The sequence below is a fragment of the Cognatishimia sp. MH4019 genome (genome assembly GCF_020177595.1).
Taxonomy (GTDB): Bacteria; Pseudomonadota; Alphaproteobacteria; order Rhodobacterales; family Rhodobacteraceae; genus JAHTBL01.
In genome coordinates this window covers 147,198-165,593 of sequence record NZ_JAHTBL010000008.1, presented here as the reverse complement: position 1 = coordinate 165,593, position 18,396 = coordinate 147,198, and the positions used below count along the sequence as shown (strand labels likewise).

General features: G+C 61.9%; 18 protein-coding genes. 9 read left to right on the top strand and 9 right to left on the bottom strand.

Annotation, left to right across the window (positions count from 1 at the left end):
- Positions 1-31 precede the first annotated feature (31 nt).
- The 3 genes from KUW67_RS14560 to KUW67_RS14550 are packed head-to-tail and all read right to left on the bottom strand — an operon-like array spanning position 32 to position 4,038.
- A complete protein-coding gene (locus KUW67_RS14560) occupies positions 32-850 on the bottom strand; it encodes an alpha/beta hydrolase (protein WP_224826048.1) in 819 nt (272 codons plus the stop codon).
- Complete coding sequence (locus KUW67_RS18515; protein ID WP_224826047.1) at positions 847-2,802, bottom strand: 3-hydroxyacyl-CoA dehydrogenase NAD-binding domain-containing protein; 1,956 nt, start codon at positions 2,800-2,802, stop codon at positions 847-849. Before KUW67_RS18515 ends, KUW67_RS14560 begins: the two co-directional genes overlap by 4 nt.
- Entirely contained in the window at positions 2,803-4,038 is a 1,236-nt protein-coding gene (locus tag KUW67_RS14550) for an acyl-CoA dehydrogenase (RefSeq protein ID WP_224826046.1), read from the bottom strand. It abuts the gene before it with no gap.
- Positions 4,039-4,180: 142 nt separating this feature from the next.
- Between KUW67_RS14550 and KUW67_RS14545 the strand changes: the two genes are divergently transcribed.
- Genes KUW67_RS14545 through pcaF form a run of 9 tightly spaced genes read left to right on the top strand, consistent with a single transcriptional unit; the run spans position 4,181 to position 13,135 of the window.
- On the top strand, positions 4,181-6,472 hold the full coding sequence (locus KUW67_RS14545) for a bifunctional salicylyl-CoA 5-hydroxylase/oxidoreductase (RefSeq protein WP_224826045.1): 2,292 nt from the start codon (positions 4,181-4,183) through the stop codon (positions 6,470-6,472).
- Positions 6,469-7,212, top strand: coding sequence for an SDR family NAD(P)-dependent oxidoreductase (locus tag KUW67_RS14540; protein ID WP_224826044.1), 744 nt, complete (start codon positions 6,469-6,471; stop codon positions 7,210-7,212). The genes KUW67_RS14545 and KUW67_RS14540 overlap by 4 nt, the downstream gene beginning before the upstream one ends.
- The gene (locus KUW67_RS14535) at positions 7,209-7,676 is read left to right on the top strand and encodes a MarR family winged helix-turn-helix transcriptional regulator (RefSeq protein ID WP_224826043.1); all 468 of its coding nucleotides are present in this window, start codon (positions 7,209-7,211) and stop codon (positions 7,674-7,676) included. The genes KUW67_RS14540 and KUW67_RS14535 overlap by 4 nt, the downstream gene beginning before the upstream one ends.
- Positions 7,673-8,479: an enoyl-CoA hydratase family protein gene (locus KUW67_RS14530; protein ID WP_224826042.1), complete on the top strand. Its 807-nt coding sequence runs from the start codon at positions 7,673-7,675 to the stop codon at positions 8,477-8,479. The genes KUW67_RS14535 and KUW67_RS14530 overlap by 4 nt, the downstream gene beginning before the upstream one ends.
- Positions 8,479-9,645: an acyl-CoA dehydrogenase family protein gene (locus KUW67_RS14525; RefSeq protein ID WP_224826041.1), complete on the top strand. Its 1,167-nt coding sequence runs from the start codon at positions 8,479-8,481 to the stop codon at positions 9,643-9,645. Before KUW67_RS14530 ends, KUW67_RS14525 begins: the two co-directional genes overlap by 1 nt.
- Positions 9,646-9,662: 17 nt before the next feature.
- Positions 9,663-11,276: an AMP-binding protein gene (locus KUW67_RS14520; protein WP_224826071.1), complete on the top strand. Its 1,614-nt coding sequence runs from the start codon at positions 9,663-9,665 to the stop codon at positions 11,274-11,276.
- Between the two features lie 12 nt (positions 11,277-11,288).
- Positions 11,289-11,525 (top strand): Lrp/AsnC ligand binding domain-containing protein, encoded by a 237-nt coding sequence (locus tag KUW67_RS14515; protein ID WP_224826040.1) that lies wholly within the window; start codon positions 11,289-11,291, stop codon positions 11,523-11,525.
- 6 nt (positions 11,526-11,531) lie between these two features.
- Positions 11,532-11,936, top strand: a complete 405-nt coding sequence (locus KUW67_RS14510; protein ID WP_224826039.1) for a RidA family protein — start codon at positions 11,532-11,534, stop codon at positions 11,934-11,936.
- Positions 11,936-13,135 (top strand): 3-oxoadipyl-CoA thiolase, encoded by a 1,200-nt coding sequence (gene pcaF, locus KUW67_RS14505; protein ID WP_224826038.1) that lies wholly within the window; start codon positions 11,936-11,938, stop codon positions 13,133-13,135. Before KUW67_RS14510 ends, pcaF begins: the two co-directional genes overlap by 1 nt.
- Here the strand turns inward: pcaF and KUW67_RS14500 are convergent.
- From KUW67_RS14500 to KUW67_RS14475, 6 genes are all read right to left on the bottom strand, one after another.
- Positions 13,132-13,536: a thioesterase family protein gene (locus KUW67_RS14500; protein WP_224826037.1), complete on the bottom strand. Its 405-nt coding sequence runs from the start codon at positions 13,534-13,536 to the stop codon at positions 13,132-13,134. The genes pcaF and KUW67_RS14500 overlap by 4 nt on opposite strands.
- 33 nt (positions 13,537-13,569) lie before the next feature.
- On the bottom strand, positions 13,570-14,262 hold the full coding sequence (locus KUW67_RS14495) for an ABC transporter ATP-binding protein (protein WP_224826036.1): 693 nt from the start codon (positions 14,260-14,262) through the stop codon (positions 13,570-13,572).
- Positions 14,259-15,017, bottom strand: coding sequence for an ABC transporter ATP-binding protein (locus KUW67_RS14490; protein WP_224826035.1), 759 nt, complete (start codon positions 15,015-15,017; stop codon positions 14,259-14,261). The genes KUW67_RS14495 and KUW67_RS14490 overlap by 4 nt, the downstream gene beginning before the upstream one ends.
- Complete coding sequence (locus tag KUW67_RS14485; protein ID WP_224826034.1) at positions 15,010-15,993, bottom strand: branched-chain amino acid ABC transporter permease; 984 nt, start codon at positions 15,991-15,993, stop codon at positions 15,010-15,012. The genes KUW67_RS14490 and KUW67_RS14485 overlap by 8 nt, the downstream gene beginning before the upstream one ends.
- A 1-nt stretch (position 15,994) precedes the next feature.
- Positions 15,995-16,912 (bottom strand): branched-chain amino acid ABC transporter permease, encoded by a 918-nt coding sequence (locus tag KUW67_RS14480; protein ID WP_224826033.1) that lies wholly within the window; start codon positions 16,910-16,912, stop codon positions 15,995-15,997.
- A 66-nt stretch (positions 16,913-16,978) separates the two neighbouring features.
- Positions 16,979-18,151, bottom strand: a complete 1,173-nt coding sequence (locus tag KUW67_RS14475) for an ABC transporter substrate-binding protein (protein ID WP_370635004.1) — start codon at positions 18,149-18,151, stop codon at positions 16,979-16,981.
- Positions 18,152-18,396 lie beyond the last annotated feature (245 nt).

The window sequence follows — 18,396 nt, the reverse complement described above, 5'->3', positions numbered from 1 at the left end:
TCCTATCATATCCGATCCGCGATACTCCATTTTATGCAAGGATCGCCTGCGTCAGCGCCCCTTGCGCATCACGCAGCCCATCCAGAACCGTGAAATGATCGTGGCTGCCATCGACAACACAGTCGACGGTCGCGCCCAGCCCCTCCCACATCAACGCCAAGAGTTGCGATTGGCGAATGAACTCCGGCCGTTCACCGCCCCCGACCCACGCGGTGATGTTGGCGTTGGGATGCGGGCGTTGGAGTACCGCACTTTCGGCCACAGCTTCCGCCTCGTCCAGCCGCAAGTCCGCGTTCATCTCCGTCCACATCAGGGGCCGCAAATCATGCAATCCGCTGATCGACACCGTGCGCACGACGCGCGCCATCACAGCCTCCGACAAAGGGCTATCCGCACACACCATGCGCGAGACCAGATGCCCGCCCGCCGAATGACCCGCCAACCGGATCGGACCGTCGATCAACTCCGCCGCTTTCGCAATCGCGGCCCCGATCTGCCGCGTGATCTGCCCAATCCGCGCCTCAGGAGCCAACGTATACTGCACCATCGCAACGGCCCAACCCGACGCCCGCAGCCCTTCTGCGAAATGCGTCCAGTAGGACTTGTCCAGCCTTACCCAATAGCCGCCATGCACAAACACGACGAGGCCTTTAGGGTCTCCATCCGGGTGCACCAGATCAAACCGCTCCCGCGGATGATCGCCATAAGCGATGTCCTCGTCGATCCGCACACCGCTCGCCTGATAGGCCGAAGCCTCCGCTGCCCATTGCGCGGGCAGTGCCTCTGACCCCGGAATATGCGCCATATTCGCATAGGCATCATCCCAGTCGCGCTTGGGCCTGTCGGTCATATCTCTGCTCCCTGCTCCGAGGTCATGAACATCGGCCCACCACGCCAGCGCGGAAAGCCGTAGCCATTGACCATCACCACGTCGATATCCTCCGCCCGCGCGGCGATCCCTTCGGCCAAAATCGCACGCCCTTCGGCCTGCATCACATCCAGGATGCGCCCCATGATCTCGTCTTCGCTCAGCGGAGTGCGCGTGATGCCCTTTCGGGCTGACGTTGCCTCGATCAGCGCGGTCACCTCCGGGTCCACCTGCGCGCTCTTGCCGTCGTAAAGATACCAGCCCAGGCCGGTCTTGCGCCCGAAACGCCCCTGCTCACAAAGTTGATCGGCTATGTCCACATAGCGCTCGGCAGGGTCGCGCGTTGCTGACTGGCGCTTTCGCATCGCCCATGAAATGTCGAGCCCGGCAAGGTCCTGCATTTCGAAAATGCCCATGGGAAACCCAAAACCACGCATCGCCTGATCGACATCTGCGGGCAGAGCCCCGTCCTCGATCATATATTCGCAGGCGCGCCGATAGGCCGACATGATCCGGTTGCCGATAAACCCGTCGCACACGCCGGACGGCACGGTGATCTTGCGCAGACGTTTGCCCAAAGCCGCCCCGGTCGCGACTGCATCAGGGTCAGCGCCGACTGGGATCACCAACTCCAACAGCTTCATGATATGCGCAGGCGAGAAGAAGTGCAGACCGATCACCCGTGCGGGCCGCGCCACCGCTTGAGCGATCTGCCCGACATCCAGATAGGACGTGTTCGTGGCCAATACCGCCTCTGGCTTCACAACCGCGTCCAGCGCTTCGAAGACGGCGTGCTTTACGTCCATGTCCTCGAACACCGCCTCAATGACCAGATCAGCCTCTGCCAAGGCGCCGTAGTCCACGCTGCCCGAAAACGCCTCCAGACAGTGCGCGTGTCCGTCCTCTGACAGCACCCCGCGCTTGAAGCTGCCGTCCAAAACCTCGACCACCCGCGTGCGCCCTGCCGCCACGGCGTCCGCGTCACGTTCCACCATCGTCACGCGCAATCCCGCCAGCAAAGCCGCCACCGCGATGCCCGCGCCCATGGTGCCGCCGCCGACCACGCCGATATGCTCTAAAGGCAAAGCTGAGCCATCGGGCAGCGACTTCCCCACGCTGCGTTCCGCAAAGAAGATATGTCGCAAGGCCCGTGACTGCGGATCGTCCTTCAAGCGCAGAAAGAGCGCGCGCTCTGCCGCCAACGCCTCGGATGCATCCATCCGCGTGGCATTCAAAACCGCTTCGCAAACTGCCTTTGGGCTATTCTGCCCACGCGCCTTTGCCTCGATAGCCACGATCCGCTGGTGCAGGGCCCCTGCGTCGAACTCCGGCACATCCCGCGCACTCAAAGGCACCGGCATGTCCACGTCGATTATCTCTAAAGCAAACGCGTGAGCCGCTGTGCGCACGTCGCCCTCCCGCACGGCATCGACCAGCCCAAGCTCAAACGCCCGCGCCGCGCCCACCGGTTTCCCACTCGCCATCATATCAAGCGCAGGCATAGCGCCGATCAAGCGCGGCAAGCGCACCGTGCCACCAGCCCCCGGCAAAAGTCCCAACGCGACCTCAGGCAACCCCATCCTGGCAGTCGGCACCGCGACCCGGTAAGCGCAGCCCAACGCGATCTCCAGCCCGCCACCCAAAGCTGTCCCATGCAAAGCCGCGATCCACGGTTTCGTTGCGCCTTCCAGCGCCAGCACCACATCGGGCAACAACGGCGCAACAGGCGGTTTGCCGAACTCTCGCACATCAGCGCCCGCCACGAACGTGCGACCGGCACACAGTAAAACAACAGCCTGCACCGCCGTATCCGCTTCAGTCTGCGCCAAGGCATCCATCAACCCCGCGCGCACCGCATGGCTCGCCGCGTTTACCGGCGGGTTGTCAATTTCGACAAAGGCGACCGGTCCGTCCGTGTGAACCGAAACCGTCACTTACTGAAACGCCTGCATCCCCGTGATCCCACGCCCCAGAATAAGCGCATGCACGTCATGGGTGCCCTCATAGGTGTTGACCGCCTCGAGGTTCATCACATGTCGGATCACGCCATATTCATCCGACACCCCGTTACCGCCATGCATGTCACGCGCTTCTCGGGCGATGGCCAACGCCTTGCCGCAATTGTTGCGCTTCATGAGGCTGATTAGTTCAGCCGGAGCCGTATGCGCATCAAACATCCGCCCCAGTTGCAGCGCGCCTTGCAGGCCCAGCGCAATCTCGGTCTGCATATCGGCCAGCTTCTTCTGGATAAGCTGTGTTGCCGCCAAGGGTTTGCCAAACTGCTTGCGATCCATCGTGTAGCTGCGCGCCGCGTGGAAACACGCCTCCGCCGCGCCCATCGCACCCCACGAAATGCCATAGCGCGCGCGGTTCAAACAGCCAAACGGACCCGCAAGCCCGCTCACATTGGGCAGCAGGTTTTCTTCAGGCACAAACACTTCATCCATCTGGATCATGCCCGTGATGGAGGCGCGCAGGCTGAACTTACCCTCAATCTTCGGCGCGTTCAGACCCTTCATCCCTTTCTCAAGGATGAACCCTTTGATCTTGCCGTCATGGGCGTCGGATTTCGCCCAGACAATAAACACATCCGCGATGGGAGAGTTGGTGATCCAGTTCTTCGCACCTGACAGCGAATAGCCACCGTCAACCTGCTTGGCGCGGGTCAGCATCGACGCGGGGTCCGACCCGGCATCCGGCTCCGTCAGACCAAAGCAGCCGACCATCTCGCCACTGGCGAGCTTGGGCAGATACTTCTCGCGCTGCGCATCGGTGCCGTAGGCGTAGATCGGATGCATCACCAAAGACGACTGCACCGACATCGCGGAACGATACCCGCTGTCGATCCGCTCCACCTCACGCGCAACCAGACCGTAGGAAACATAGTTGGCCCCCACCCCGCCAAACTCCTCGGGGATTGTCGCGCCCAGCAGACCCAGTTCCCCCATCTCTGACATAATCTCGCGGTCAAATGTCTCGGTCCGGTTGGCCATCATCACCCGCGCACCCAGCTTGTCCTGACAATAGGCATGAGCGGCATCGCGGATCATCCGCTCTTCCTCGGTCAGCTGTTGCTCCAGCAGGAACGGATCATCCCAGACCAGATCAGCGGGTTTCGCGCGGGCCTGTTCCGGACCAGACAGAGACGGGATTTTTGCGGGGGCGTTCATAAGGCGGACTCCTGACAGCATCATGCAGAACAAATTCTAGACTGGCACCGCAATTCCTTCAAGTTCAAAATATTTATACTTGAAGTTTATAAGGAACCTTTTTAGCCTGACCTTATCGTTTCATCAGGGATAGGACAATTCCATGCGTATTGCATGTCTTGGCGGCGGTCCTGCGGGGCTTTACTTCGGCATCTCGATGAAACTGCGCAACCCGGGCGCTGAGGTTGTCGTCTTCGAGCGCAACAAACCTGATGATACATTCGGTTGGGGCGTCGTTCTGTCGGACGAGACACTGGACAATCTGCACGCCAATGACCCCGTCAGTGCTGCACAGATTCGCGCCAACTTTGCCTATTGGGACGACATCGCGCTGCATTATAAAGGCGAGCGCCTTGTCTCAGGCGGACACGGTTTCTGCGGCATCGGGCGCAAGAAGCTGCTTCTCTTGCTGCACGCACGCGCCCAAGAGCTTGGCGTCGATCTGCGATTTGAGACCGAGGTCGGGGCCGCCTCGGACTACATGGAAGATTTCGATCTGGTCGTCGCCAGCGACGGTCTGAACTCCAAGACCCGCACCGAGTTTGAGGACGCGTTCGAGCCTGATATCGACTTGCGCAAATGCCCATTCGTCTGGCTCGGCACGCACCAAAAATTCGACGACGCTTTCACCTTTATCTTCGAGGAAACCGACAAAGGCTGGCTTTGGGTGCACGCCTATCAATTCGACGATGACACCGCGACTTTCATCGTCGAATGCAGCCAAGAGACGTTCGACGCCTACGGCTTTGGCGACATGACCCAGCAGGAAACCATCGCCATCTGCGAAGAGGTGTTCAAAGACCATCTGGGCGGTCACAAGCTGATGACCAACGCCAACCACATCCGCGGCTCTGCGTGGATCCGTTTCCCGCGCGTCCTTTGCAAGAAATGGAGCCATAAGAACCTCGTCTTGCTTGGCGACGCCTCCGCCACCGCGCATTTCTCTATCGGCTCTGGCACGAAACTGGCCCTCGAAAGCGCCATCGCGCTGGCCGAGGAGATCACTACCGAACCCGATCTGGAAACCGCGTTCTCCAATTACGAGGCCAAGCGCCGCTTGGAAGTGCTGCGCCTGCAATCAGCCGCGCGCAACTCTGTCGAGTGGTTCGAAGATGTCGAACGCTATCTCGATCTGGACCCGGTGCAGCTGAACTACTCGATGCTCACCCGCTCGCAACGCATCAGCCACGAGAACCTGCGCGAACGCGATGCCGACTGGCTCAAATCGGCAGAAGCCTGGTTCATGGCGCAATCGGGTGCCGACACGAACGGCCCCGTCCGCCCCCCGATGTTTGCCCCCTTCAAACTACGCGACATGCACCTGAAAAACCGCATCGTGGTTTCGCCCATGGCGCAATACAAGGCTGTGGATGGCTGCCCCACCGACTGGCACCTCATCCATTATGGCGAGCGGGCCAAAGGAGGCGCAGGCCTTGTTTATACGGAAATGACCTGCGTCTCGGCAGAGGGGCGCATCACCCCCGGCTGCCCCGGCCTCTACACGGCTGAGCACGAGGCCGCTTGGGCAAGGCTCAACACGTTCATCCATACCGAGACCGAGGCAAAGACCTGCTGCCAGATCGGCCATGCAGGCCGCAAAGGCTCGACCCGTTTGGGCTGGGAAGGAATGGACCGCCCCCTTAAAGACGGCAACTGGCCCCTGCTCTCAGCCTCCGCAATTCCGTGGTCCAACGAAAACGCGACGCCCAAAGCCATGGACCGCGCCGATATGGACGCGGTCGCGAAAGAATTCGTGCAAGCCGCGCAGATGGCCGACCGCGCAGGCTTCGACATGATCGAACTGCACGCCGCCCACGGCTATCTGATCTCGTCCTTCATCTCGCCGCTCTCAAACACCCGTGACGACGCTTATGGCGGCAGCCTCGAAAACCGCATGCGCTACCCGCTTGAGGTCTTCACCGCCATGCGCGCCGCGTGGCCTGCGGGCAAGCCGGTGTCCGTGCGTATCTCTGCCACCGACTGGACGGGCGAAGACGGGATCACACCCGAAGACGCCGTGCAAATTGCCAAGATGTTCGAAGCCGCGGGCGCTGACATCATCGACGTCTCCGCCGGGCAAACCTCCACCGACGCACAGCCTGTCTACGGGCGCATGTTCCAGACGCCCTTCTCGGACCGCATTCGCAACGAGGCCGGGATCAAGACCATGGCTGTCGGCAATATCTATGAGGCCGATCACGTCAATTCGATCCTAATGGCGGGCCGTGCCGATCTGGTCTGCCTCGCCCGCCCGCATCTCAACGATCCTTACTGGACGCTGCACGCCGCCACCGCCCTTGGCGACCGATTTGAAACATGGCCCCGCCCCTATGAGGCAGGCCGCGATCAAGCCTGGCGTCTGGCCGACCGCGAGGCCGAGGCCGCCCGCGTATGAGCGTCACCGGCACCCATATCGTCGTGACCGGAGGCGGTTCTGGCGTCGGTGCGGACATCGCCCGGCATTTCGCCCAAGCAGGTGCAACCGTCACGATCATGGGCCGCCGCGAAGCCCCGCTGGCTGCGCATAACCTGCCCTATCAGATTTGCGATGTGACCGATGCCGATGCCGTACAAAGCGCCTTCGCCGCCGCCCGAAAAGCCCATGGCCCCATCACCACCGTAATCGCCAATGCCGGCGCGGCAGAGGCAAAGCCGTTCGCCAAAATGACCGCCGCCGATCTTACCGCGATGACCGATGTGAACCTGACGGGCGTCTTCAACGTCTGGCAACCCGCCCTGCCTGATATGCAAGCCGCAGGCACGGGCCGCTTGATCGCAATCGCCTCCACCGCAGGGCTCAAGGGCTACCCCTACGTGGCGGGCTATTGTGCTGCCAAACACGCTGTGATCGGCCTGACCCGCGCTTTGTCGCTGGAGCTTGCGCAAACCGGCATCACCGTGAACGCGGTCTGTCCGGGCTTTGTCGAAACCCCGATGCTCGACCGCTCCATCGACAATATCGTCGGAAAAACCGGCATGACTGCCGACGCAGCCGCCGCCTCCCTGCGCGAAAACAATCCGCAAGACCGCTTCATTCAAACCGACGAAATCGCCGCCGCCGCACTCTGGCTCTGTTCGGACGCCGCGCGCGGTGTGAACGGCCACGCCCTCAGCCTCTCTGGAGGAGAGATATGACACAGACCGATCCCAAACCGACCCTCGGCCCCGCCTCCAAGGAGCGTTTGCGCCTCTGGCTGCGCTTGCTCAAAGCCAGCCGCACGGTCGAAGCGCAGCTACGCGAAAACCTTCGGACAGAGTTCGACACGACCCTGCCCCGCTTTGACGTGATGGCCGCCCTGTCCCGCTACGACTCCGGGCTCAAGATGAGCCAGCTTTCTGGCGTGTTGCGCGTCTCCAACGGCAATGTCACCGGCATTGTGGACCGCCTCACCGAAGACGGCTTCATCATGCGCGTCGCCGTCCCCGGCGACCGCCGCGCCTCTCTCGTGCGTCTCACCAAACGAGGCCGCGAGGAGTTTGACCGCCAAGCCGAAGCCCATGAAAACTGGATCGCAGACATGCTGGGCGACTTCACCGCCGAAGAAGCCGCAGACCTCGCCGAACGCTTCGACCGCATGGATGGCGAGGCCCCAGAATGAGCACGCGCACCGACGTCACCCATTTCAACTGCACGCTCGCGAACCGCATCGCGACGGTCAGCCTGAACCGGCCCGACCGCAAGAACCCGCTGACCTTCGACAGCTACGCCGAGCTGCGTGACTGGTTCCGCGATCTGGCCTATGCCGATGACGTCGACGCTGTGATCTTTGCCTCCAACGGCGGCAATTTCAGCTCTGGCGGTGACGTGCATGACATCATCGGCCCGCTCACCAAAATGCGTATGAAAGAGCTGCTAAATTTCACCCGCATGACCGGCGATCTGGTCAAAGCGATGGTCAATTGCGGCAAACCCGTCATCGCCGCCATAGACGGCATTTGCGTTGGCGCTGGCGCGATCATCGCCATGGCCTCGGACCTGCGCATCGCAACGCCCGAGGCGAAATGCGCGTTCCTCTTTACCCGCGTTGGACTTGCCGGTTGCGACATGGGCGCCTGCGCGATCCTGCCCCGGATCATCGGCCAAGGTCGCGCGGCAGAACTGCTTTATACCGGCCGCTCCATGAGCGCCGACGAAGGGGCGGCTTGGGGCTTCTACAACCAGATCACCCCAGCCGACACGCTGGACGAGACCGCGCAAAACATGGCCACGCGCATCGCCGCTGGCCCAAACTTTGCACATATGATGACCAAGACGATGCTGGCACAGGAATGGTCCATGTCCATCGAACAAGCCATCGAAGCCGAAGCCCAATCCCAAGCCATCTGCATGCAAACCGGCGATTTCGAACGCGCTTACCGCGCCTTCGTCGCCAAGGAAAAACCGGAGTTCAAAGGCGACTGATGCCCGATCGCAGCTTCCTCTCCTGGCCGTTTTTCGACCCGGCCCATGGCGCTCTGGCTGACCCCCTTGAGGCGTTCGCGAGCGGGCTGCAAATCGACCACACGGATACCGATCAGGCCTGCCGCGATCTGGTCGCAACCTTGGGCGCCGAAGGCTGGTTGAATCACGCCACCGTCATCCCCGGCTCCAACACGCCGCTTGATGTGCGCACCCTGTGTCTGATCCGCGAAACACTCGCGCGCCATGACGGCCTTGCCGATTTCGCCTTCGCCATGCAGGGCCTCGGTACCGGAGCGATCTCGCTTTTCGGGACCCAAGCCCAGCAGCAAGACTGGCTGCCCAAAGTGCGTAGCGGCAAGGCCATCGCCGCCTTCGCGCTGACCGAACCGGCCTCTGGCTCGGACGTGGCCAACTCCACCATGACCGCGACCGAGGATGGCGATCATTACGTCCTAAACGGCGAAAAGACGTGGATCTCCAATGGCGGCATCGCTGACCTTTACACCGTCTTTGCCCGCACCGGCGACGCGCCCGGAGCCAAGGGTCTGTCGGCCTTCATCGTCCCTGCGGATACCCCCGGCCTGACGGTCACCGACCGCCTCCAAACCATCGCCCCCCACCCGCTCGCCACGATTGATTTTGACGATGTCCGCATCCCCGCCCATGCCCGCCTTGGCGCATCCGGCGACGGCTTCAAGATCGCCATGTCGGTGCTGGATGTCTTCCGCTCCACCGTGGCCGCCGCCGCCCTCGGCTTTGCCCGCCGTGCGCTCGATGAAGCCCTGACCCGCGTCACCACCCGCCACGTCCAAGGCGCGCCGCTGTTTGATCTGCAAATGGTGCAAGGCCATATCGCCGACATGGCGGTCGATATCGACGCCAGCGCCTTGCTGGTCTATCGCGCCGCATGGGCCAAGGACAAAGGCGCCCCGCGCGTCACCCGCGAAGCCGCGATGGCCAAGCTCTTTTCCACCGATCAGGCCCAAAAGGTGATCGACCGCGCGGTGCAACTTCATGGCGGCGACGGCGTGCGCAACGGCGAGACCGTCGAAAACCTCTACCGCGAGATCCGCGCCCTGCGCATCTATGAAGGGGCATCCGACGTGCAGCGCGTCATCATCGCGCGACAAACCCTGGCCCAAGCCAAACCCGGAGGACAGACATGACCCCCGATGCCAACACCATGCTGCGCCCCTCCGCCCATACAGACACGTTCACGCGGGACAGCCTGCCACCGGCCGCGCTTTGGCCCGATCTCCCACAAGACGGCTTCCCCTATCCTGACCGCCTCAACGCAGCCGTGGAACTGACCGAAGCGATGGTCGCCAAAGGCTTCGGCGATCACACCGCGCTGATCGGCAATGGCCGCCGCCGCACCTACAAGGAACTGTCGGACTGGACCAACCGCCTCGCCCACGCGCTGGTCGATGATCTGGGCGTGAAACCCGGTAACCGTGTGCTGATCCGCGCGGCCAATAATCCTGCCCTTGTGGCCTGCTGGCTGGCGGCCACCAAGGTCGGCGCGGTGGTCGTCAACACCATGCCGATGCTGCGCGCCAAGGAACTCAGCGCCATTGTCGACAAGGCGCAAATCACCCACGCCCTCTGCGACACCCGGTTGATGGACGAGATGACCGCCTGCGCCAAGGACAGCCGCTACCTCAAGACGGTCGCCGGGTTTGACGGCACGTCCAACCACGACGCCGAGCTTGACCGCCACGCCCTTGAAAAACCCGTGCAATTCGACGCGGTGCAGACCAGTCAGGACGATGTCGCTTTGCTCGGTTTCACCTCCGGCACCACCGGCACGCCCAAAGCCACGATGCATTTTCACCGCGACCTGCTGCTAATCGCGGACGGCTACGCGCGCGAGGTGCTGCAGGTCACGCCAGATGATATCTTCGTCGGCTCCCCGCCGCTCGCCTTCACCTTCGGTCTTGGGGGGCTCGCGATTTTCCCCCTGCGTTTCGGGGCCACCGCGACCCTGCTGGAAACCGCCTCTCCCCCCAACATGATCGAGATCATCGAGACCTACAAAGCCACCGTGTGCTTCACCGCCCCCACTGCCTACCGCGCGATGCTGGCCGCGATGGAGGACGGCGCAGACTTGTCATCCCTGCGCGCCGCCGTCTCAGCGGGAGAGACCCTCCCCGCGCCGGTCTATGACGACTGGCAAAAGCAAACCGGCAAACCCATGCTCGACGGGATCGGCGCGACCGAGATGCTGCATATCTTCATCTCGAACCGGTTTGACGATCACAAACCCGCCTGCACCGGACGCCCCGTGACAGGCTACAGCGCCAAGATCATCGACGCAGATGGCAAGGAGGCCCCCCGTGGCGAGGTGGGCCGCCTTGCCGTGCGCGGCCCCACCGGCTGCCGCTACCTGGACGACGCGGACCATCAGGCGGCCTATGTGCTGGACGGCTGGAACATCACCGGTGACGCCTTCTGGATGGACGATGACGGCTACCTGCATTTTGCTGCCCGTAACGACGACATGATCGTCAGCTCCGGCTACAACATCGCCGGTCCCGAGGTGGAGGCCGCCCTTCTTTCCCACGCCCATGTCGCGGAATGCGCCGTAATCGGCGCGCCCGATCCCGAACGCGGCATGATTGTCGAGGCCCATGTGGTGCTGGCCACTGGCACGCCCGACCCCGACACCGTCAAAACCTTGCAAGATCACGTCAAAGCGACCATTGCTCCTTATAAATATCCGCGCCGGATCGTCTTTACCGACAGCCTGCCCAAGACCCAGACCGGCAAGATCCAGCGCTTCCTGCTCAAAAGCTGAAAGGCCACGCCCATGAAATGTGTCTTCGTTCAAATCCGCTGCAAACCCGGCACGACCTACACCGTCGCCGACGAAATCATGAAGCGCGAGATCCATTCAGAGCTGCATTCGGTCAGTGGCGAGTTCGACCTGCTGCTCAAGCTCTACATCCCAGAGAGCGAGGATATCGGTCTCTTCATCAACAACAACGTCGCCAATATCGCCAATATCGAACGCACGTTGACCACGCTGACGTTCAAGGCGTTCTGAACGGCCATGACTGCCAAGACAATCCAGCCCGACGGATGGGCGCCCGCCAAAGGCTATGCCAACGGCATGCTGGCCGCCGATGGTACGCTCTATGTCGGCGGTCAGATCGGCTGGACCGCCGATCAGGTTTTTGAAAGCCATGATTTCATCGGCCAGATGGAACAAGCGCTCCGCAATATCGTGGTCGTAGTCGAAGCTGCCGGGGGCCGCGTCGAAGACATCACCCGGCTGACTTGGTTCGTCATCGACAAGCGTGAATATCTCGCCCGGCAGCGCGAGGTGGGCGAGGTCTATCGCCGCGTGCTGGGCCGTCATTTCCCCGCTATGTCGATGCTGATCGTCGCTGGTCTGGTCGAGGACGAGGCGCTGCTCGAAATCGAAGCCACCGCGCATATCGCGCGCCCCGCCTGATGGCCCGCGCGTTCATCTGCGACTATATCCGCACGCCCATCGGGCGCTATGGCGGCGCGCTCTCTTCGGTCCGCCCCGATGATCTGGCCGCCCATGTGATCCGCGCGCTCACCACCCGCCAAGATCTCGATTGGGCCACCACGGATGAAGTCATCTTCGGCTGCGCCAACCAATCCGGCGAAGACAGCCGCAACGTCGCCCGCATGGCGACGCTGCTTTCTGGCCTGCCCGACACCGTGCCTGCCCTTACGCTCAACCGCCTCTGCGGCTCCGGCATGGACGCCGTAACCGCCGCCGCCCGCGCAATCCGCAGCGACGAGGCCGATCTGATCATTGCAGGCGGCGTCGAAAGCATGTCTCGCGCACCGTTCGTGATGCCCAAATCCACGACGCCCTTCGCCCGCAACCCGAAAGTCTTCGACACCACCATCGGCTGGCGTTTCGTCAATGCCGCAATCGAGGCGCAATACGGCATCGAGTCGATGCCCGAGACCGCCGAAAACGTCGCGACAGAACGCGCGGTCCCCCGCACCGATCAAGACGCCTTCGCTTTGGCCAGCCAGCAAAAGGCCCGCGCCGCGCAAAGCTCTGGCAGGCTCGCCCGCGAGATCACGCCCGTCGTAATCCCGCAACGCAAAGGCCCTCCGATTGAAGTGGACCAAGACGAACACCCCCGCGACACCACGCTTGAAAAACTCGCCGCCTTGCCCGCGCCCTTCCGCGAAGGCGGCACCGTCACCGCAGGCAATGCCGCAGGGATCAATGACGGCGCGGCGGCCCTACTCGTCGCGTCCGAGGCCGCCATCCATCGCCATAACCTGACCCCGCTTGCCGAGATCCTCGGCAGCGCCAGCGCAGGCCTCGCCCCGCGCATCATGGGTCTGGGGCCAGTTCCCGCCGTGCAAAGGCTGTGCGCCCGGCTCGACTTGACCCCTACTGATTTCGATGTGATCGAGTTGAACGAGGCTTTCGCGGCCCAATGCCTCCCAGTCCTCCACGACCTCGGCACTGACCCCACCGACCCGCGCGTGAATCCCAATGGCGGCGGCATCGCGCTGGGTCATCCCTTGGGTATGACCGGTGCACGGATCGCTGGCACCGCCGCTCTGGAGCTTAGCCTGACCGGCGGCACCCTCGCCCTTGCCACCATGTGTGTCGGCGTCGGCCAAGGCGTGGCTCTCGCCCTACGCGCGCCCTAGACCTGATCGCCCGCCATCCGCGCGCGCACATCCTCGGGCCACGGAATAGGGCGCCCGGTGTCCAGATCGACATAGACCAGCACCGACCGCACCTGCATCCGCACCTCGTCGCCTGCCTTTGCGGTGATCTGTAACCCAACGCTGGTGCGCCCCAGCTTGGTCACGGTCAGCTCTGCTTCCAGCAGATCGCCCAACCGGCTAGGCGCAGGAAAATCCGCCTCTATCGTCGCCGTCGGCACCCCACGCCGCGCGCCGTGCATTTCGGCAAAAGACAGGCCCAACCGCTGCGCAAACCACTCCTCGACGGTCAGGTTAATCATCTCGAAATAGCGCGGATAGAAAACGATCCCTGCGGGGTCGCAATGCTGAAACACGATCTTGATCGGTAAGGTAAAACTCATCGCGACGGGGTCCGTTCTGTCCAAAGAAACCGCTCAGATGCCCAGATACTTGTCCTTGAGCTCCGGCGTCAAATCATCAATCGCGCCATGCCACACCGACGTGCCCCGCTCCAGAATAGTCGCGTGATCAGCAATCTGGCGCAGCTCGCTCAACGTTTTATCCACCACAAGGATCGACAGACCGCTCGACTGTTTTAGCGTGCCAATCGCGTCCCAGATTTCTTGCCGCACAACCGGCGCCAGTCCTTCTGTCGCCTCATCGAGGATCAGCAAACGCGGGTTCGTCAACAGCGCACGGCCAATCGCTAGCATCTGCTGCTCGCCCCCCGACAGCGACCCCGCCGACTGATCCGCGCGCTCCCCCAACCGCGGGAAAAGCCCGTAAACGCGGTCTTTCGTCCAATCCCCGGGCCGCGCCGAGGCGTAAAGGTTCTCCCACACAGACAGGTTCGAGAAACAGCGCCGCCCTTCCGGCACTAGGCCCAATCCCAGCCGCGCCGCACGATGCGCTGGCAGCCGCGTCAGGTCCTGCCCCGCGAACGAGACCGAGCCCTCCTGATTGGCCAGCAACCGACAAATCACCTTGATCGTCGTGGATTTACCCATCCCGTTGCGCCCCATCAGCGCCACCAACTCTCCCTCGCCAATCGTCAGATCGACCCCAAAGAGCGCCTGCGAGGATCCATAAGTCGCGGTGATCCCGCGCAGCTCCAGAAGCGCGCTCATGCCTCGACCTCCTCGTCGCCCAGATAGGCCGCGCGCACCTCTGGATTGGCACGGATTTCGGCCACTGACCCGGTCGCGATAATCTTGCCGTAAACCAAGACGCTGATCCGGTCCGCCAAGGCGAAAACCGCGTCCATGTCATGCTCCACCAACAGGATCGGCGCTTCCGCTTTCAGCTCGCGCAAGAAACCCGTCAGCGCCTTCGATCCTTCCGCGCCCAAGCCCGCCATCGGCTCGTCCATCAGGAACGCTTTCGGCTCCAGCGTCAGCGCCACCGCGACCTCCAGCTGACGTCGCTGCCCATGGCTCAACTCGGCCGTCTTGGTCTGCGCATGATCCTGCAACCCCACGCGTTTCAACGCGTGATGCGCACGCTCCAAATAGGCAGGGTCTTTCATGACGGGCCGGAAAAAGCGAAAGACGCTCCCGCTTTCGCCCACCAGCCCAAGCACGACATTCTCCAGCACGGTGAACTGCATCGCCAAGGCCGAGATCTGAAACGTCCGCCCCAACCCCAACCGCGCGCGCTCATACACCGTGTCGCCGCTGATCTCGCGTCCTTCAAAATGCACCGTCCCGCGATCGGGCGTCAGCCCGCCGGCGATCTGCTTGATCAGCGTGGATTTACCCGCCCCGTTCGGCCCGATCAGCGCATGGATTTCACCCGGCATCAGGTCCAGCGAAATCCCGTCGCTCGCTTTCAAAGCGCCAAACGCTTTGTGCACATCTCGCACGGACAGGATCGGCTCAGTCATGGGCTGCCTCCCGCTTGCTCAGCCCGCCGATCAAACCGCCTTGGGCAAACAGCACGACAAAGAGCAGGATCAATCCCAGATAAATCTGCCAATACTCGGAAAACGCGCCCAGATAATGCTCAAGAATGATGTAGACTGCGGCCCCCGCAATGGGACCGTAAAGCCGCGCCACACCGCCCAGAATGATGAAAATCATGATCTGGCCACTGGTATGCCAGCTGAACATCGTGGGGCTAACAAACCGGTTGAGGTCAGCAAAAAGTGCGCCCGCCAGCCCCGTGATCCCGGCTGAGATCACAAAGGCCACAAGGCGCACCCGCGTGATGTCGATGCCCACCGTCTCCGCCCGCTCTGGGTTAAAATGCGCGCCAGACAGCGCCAGCCCAAAGGCCGATTTGTTCAGCTTGGACACAAAGAACAGCACCGCGCAGAGCACCGCAAAACACAGGCCAAAGAACTGAATCGGCACCAGCGTGTTGAGCCCCGGAAACTCGTTGCGCACAAAGATCACAAGCCCATCCTCACCACCGTAAGCGGGCCAGGAGATCGCGAAGTAGTAGAACATTTGCCCGAAGGCGAGCGTCACCATGATGAAGTAAACGCCCGACGTGCGCAGGCTCAAGAGGCCTACCAACAAGGCGGCCAAGCAGCTTACCACAATGGCCACGATCCAGATGACTGGCATCAGGTTGGTGCCCTCGATCAGGAACGGAGCCTCCATCAGCGGGGTAAAACTCTGCGCATGGCTGGCCAGAATGCCCATGGAATAGCCGCCCAGCCCGAAGAAAATCGCGTGTCCAAAGCTGATCAGCCCGCCTTGACCCAACGCGAGGTTCAACCCAACGCCCGCCAGCGCCAGAATGGTCACTTTGGTCGCCAAGGTGATGATGAACGGCTCGTTCAGCGCAAGTGCGACCAGTGGCACGATCAGCAGTGCGAGGAGGATTATCCCGTTCAGATGTGTCTCGCGCAGCATCTCAGGCCTCCCCGAACAGGCCGGTGGGCTTGAACACCAGAACCCCCGCCATCAGAATGTAGATCAACATCGACGCCAGCGCCGACCCAACGGATGTCGCTGCCGACGGGTCCATGAAACTGCCGAAGATCACCGGCAGCAACGTGCGCCCCATCGTGTCGGTGACGCCCACGAGAATGGCCCCTGCCAAGGCTCCTTTGATCGAGCCAATCCCGCCGATCACGATCACCACAAAGGCCAGGATCAACACCGGCTCGCCCATGCCAACCTCAACCGATTGGATCGCACCGACCAGCGCGCCCGACAGGCCCGCCAAAGCCGCCCCCAGCGCAAAAACGAGCGTATACAGAACCGAGATATCGACGCCCAAAGCGCTGATCATTTCCCGATCGTTCTCACCCGCCCGGATACGCATCCCGACGCGGGTTTTCGAGATCAAAAGAAACAGCCCCGCCGCGACCAGCAAGCCAATCCCGATGATTGTCAGGCGATAAAGCGAATACTCGATCCCGCCGGGCAGCATCACCGTGCCCGACAGCATGTCGGGAATGTTCAGAAACAGTGGGAACGATCCGAACGCCCAGCGCGTGCCTTCCGAGAAGACGAGGATCAGCGCGAACGTGGCCAGAACCTGATCCAGATGGTCGCGTTTATACAGCCGCCGGATCACCGTCAGCTCAATCAGCGCGCCAAACATCGCCGCCGCCGCAAGGCTCGCGATCAGCGCCAAGGCGAACGACCCCGTCAGCCCCGCAACGCCTGCCGCCGCAAATGCGCCCACCATGTAAAGCGAGCCATGGGCCAGATTGATCAGCCCCATCACGCCGAAAATCAGCGTCAGACCGGCCGCCATCAAGAACAGCATCACCCCGAACTGAAGCCCGTTCAGAAGCTGCTCGATAAGAAGGATCGTTGACATCTTGCGCCCTTTGACAAGAGGCGGGCGGCAGCCTCACAACCACCGCCCACAAGGAACACTCAAAGGTTACAGCGCACACTCGGCTGCGTAGATATCCTGATGGTCGGTCAGACCGGTGCTCACGATCTTGTTGGTAAAGACGTCACCTTCCTGAATGACCTCGCGCACATAGATGTCCTGAATGGGGTGCTGGTTGTTGCCAAACTCGAAATCCCCACGGACAGAGTCGAAATCAGCCTCCAGCAGCGCGGCACGGAACGCGTCCTGATCGGTGATATCGGCCTTGCCCATCGCACTGATAATCAGGTTTGCCGCATCAAAGCCCTGCGAGGCATAAAGCGACGGCAGGCGGCCATACTTGGCCTCAAACGTCTCGACAAAAGCTGCGTTGGCCGCATTGTCGATATCCTTGGACCATTGCGAGGTGTTCTTCACACCCAAAGCCGCGGCACCAACCGCTTGCAGGATGCCCTGATCAAAGCTGAAGGCAGGCCCCACGACCGGCAGGTCGATGCCACTGTCGGCATATTGCTTGAGAAACGAAATCCCCATGCCGCCGGGCAGGAAGAAGAACACGCTGTCTGCGCCAGAAGCTCGGATTTGCGCGATCTCGGCGGCATAGTCCGTTTGGCCCAGACGGGTGTAAACCTCGCCCGCCAGTTCACCTTCATACATCCGCTTGAAGCCGGTCAACGCATCCTGACCCGCCGGGTAATTCGGCGCCAGAATGAACGTGTTGCTCAGACCGGCGCTGTTGGTGTAAGCGCCCGCAGCCTCGTGCAGATTGTCGTTCTGCCACGCGACATTGAAGTAATTCTCATGACAGCCGCGCCCGGCCAGTTGCGTCGGTCCCGCATTGGGCGAGATATAGAACTTGCCCTGCGCGGTCGCAGAAGGGATCACGGCCAGCGCAAGGTTCGACCAGACGATGCCGGTCATAATGTCGACCTGCTCTGACTGGATCAGCTTGTCGGCCAGCTGCACGGCAATCTCTGGCTTGCGCTGGTCATCTTCCACGAAGACCTCAATATTGTCCTTGCCCGACTGCTCTACCGCCAGCATGAAGCCGTCGCGAATGTCGATGCCCAAACCCGCGCCACCGCCGGTCAATGTCGTGATCATGCCGATCTTCACATCACCGCCATGGCCCTCTGAAATCGCGGCCGTTGAAAGCGCCATCACGGCGGCCGCCGCGCCAAGCGCGCCACAGCCCAGTTTTACGATACGTTTGAAATTCATTCCTAATCTCCCGGTCGGTCTGTTGTGATCTGTTCCGGACCGGGTCTTTACAACCTCTGCGAACCGGACAGGTTTCGTATGTTCCAGCTTTCCTTACGACGCGGCGGCATACAAGAGGCGTTTGCAGCGCGCAGTCCATCGAAGGTCCCGCAGTCCAGGCGGGGACGACTCGAACGGTAGTGCAGGGATAATTTTATTTCAATCTTAAATATTTTGTGCTTCAATTATTTTGGAAAGATGCTCTA

Bases quoted from the DNA above. Each gene is read 5' to 3' on its own strand.
- KUW67_RS14560 (WP_224826048.1), bottom strand. From the start codon at position 850: ATGACCGACAGGCCCAAGCGCGACTGGGATGATGCCTATGCGAATATG.
- KUW67_RS14550 (WP_224826046.1), bottom strand. From the start codon at position 4,038: ATGAACGCCCCCGCAAAAATCCCGTCTCTGTCTGGTCCGGAACAGGCC.
- KUW67_RS14545 (WP_224826045.1), top strand. From the start codon at position 4,181: ATGCGTATTGCATGTCTTGGCGGCGGTCCTGCGGGGCTTTACTTCGGC.
- KUW67_RS14540 (WP_224826044.1), top strand. From the start codon at position 6,469: ATGAGCGTCACCGGCACCCATATCGTCGTGACCGGAGGCGGTTCTGGC.
- KUW67_RS14535 (WP_224826043.1), top strand. From the start codon at position 7,209: ATGACACAGACCGATCCCAAACCGACCCTCGGCCCCGCCTCCAAGGAG.
- KUW67_RS14530 (WP_224826042.1), top strand. From the start codon at position 7,673: ATGAGCACGCGCACCGACGTCACCCATTTCAACTGCACGCTCGCGAAC.
- KUW67_RS14525 (WP_224826041.1), top strand. From the start codon at position 8,479: ATGCCCGATCGCAGCTTCCTCTCCTGGCCGTTTTTCGACCCGGCCCAT.
- KUW67_RS14520 (WP_224826071.1), top strand. From the start codon at position 9,663: ATGCTGCGCCCCTCCGCCCATACAGACACGTTCACGCGGGACAGCCTG.
- KUW67_RS14515 (WP_224826040.1), top strand. From the start codon at position 11,289: ATGAAATGTGTCTTCGTTCAAATCCGCTGCAAACCCGGCACGACCTAC.
- KUW67_RS14510 (WP_224826039.1), top strand. From the start codon at position 11,532: ATGACTGCCAAGACAATCCAGCCCGACGGATGGGCGCCCGCCAAAGGC.
- pcaF (WP_224826038.1), top strand. From the start codon at position 11,936: ATGGCCCGCGCGTTCATCTGCGACTATATCCGCACGCCCATCGGGCGC.
- KUW67_RS14500 (WP_224826037.1), bottom strand. From the start codon at position 13,536: ATGAGTTTTACCTTACCGATCAAGATCGTGTTTCAGCATTGCGACCCC.
- KUW67_RS14495 (WP_224826036.1), bottom strand. From the start codon at position 14,262: ATGAGCGCGCTTCTGGAGCTGCGCGGGATCACCGCGACTTATGGATCC.
- KUW67_RS14490 (WP_224826035.1), bottom strand. From the start codon at position 15,017: ATGACTGAGCCGATCCTGTCCGTGCGAGATGTGCACAAAGCGTTTGGC.
- KUW67_RS14485 (WP_224826034.1), bottom strand. From the start codon at position 15,993: ATGCTGCGCGAGACACATCTGAACGGGATAATCCTCCTCGCACTGCTG.
- KUW67_RS14480 (WP_224826033.1), bottom strand. From the start codon at position 16,912: ATGTCAACGATCCTTCTTATCGAGCAGCTTCTGAACGGGCTTCAGTTC.
- KUW67_RS14475 (WP_370635004.1), bottom strand. From the start codon at position 18,151: ATGAATTTCAAACGTATCGTAAAACTGGGCTGTGGCGCGCTTGGCGCG.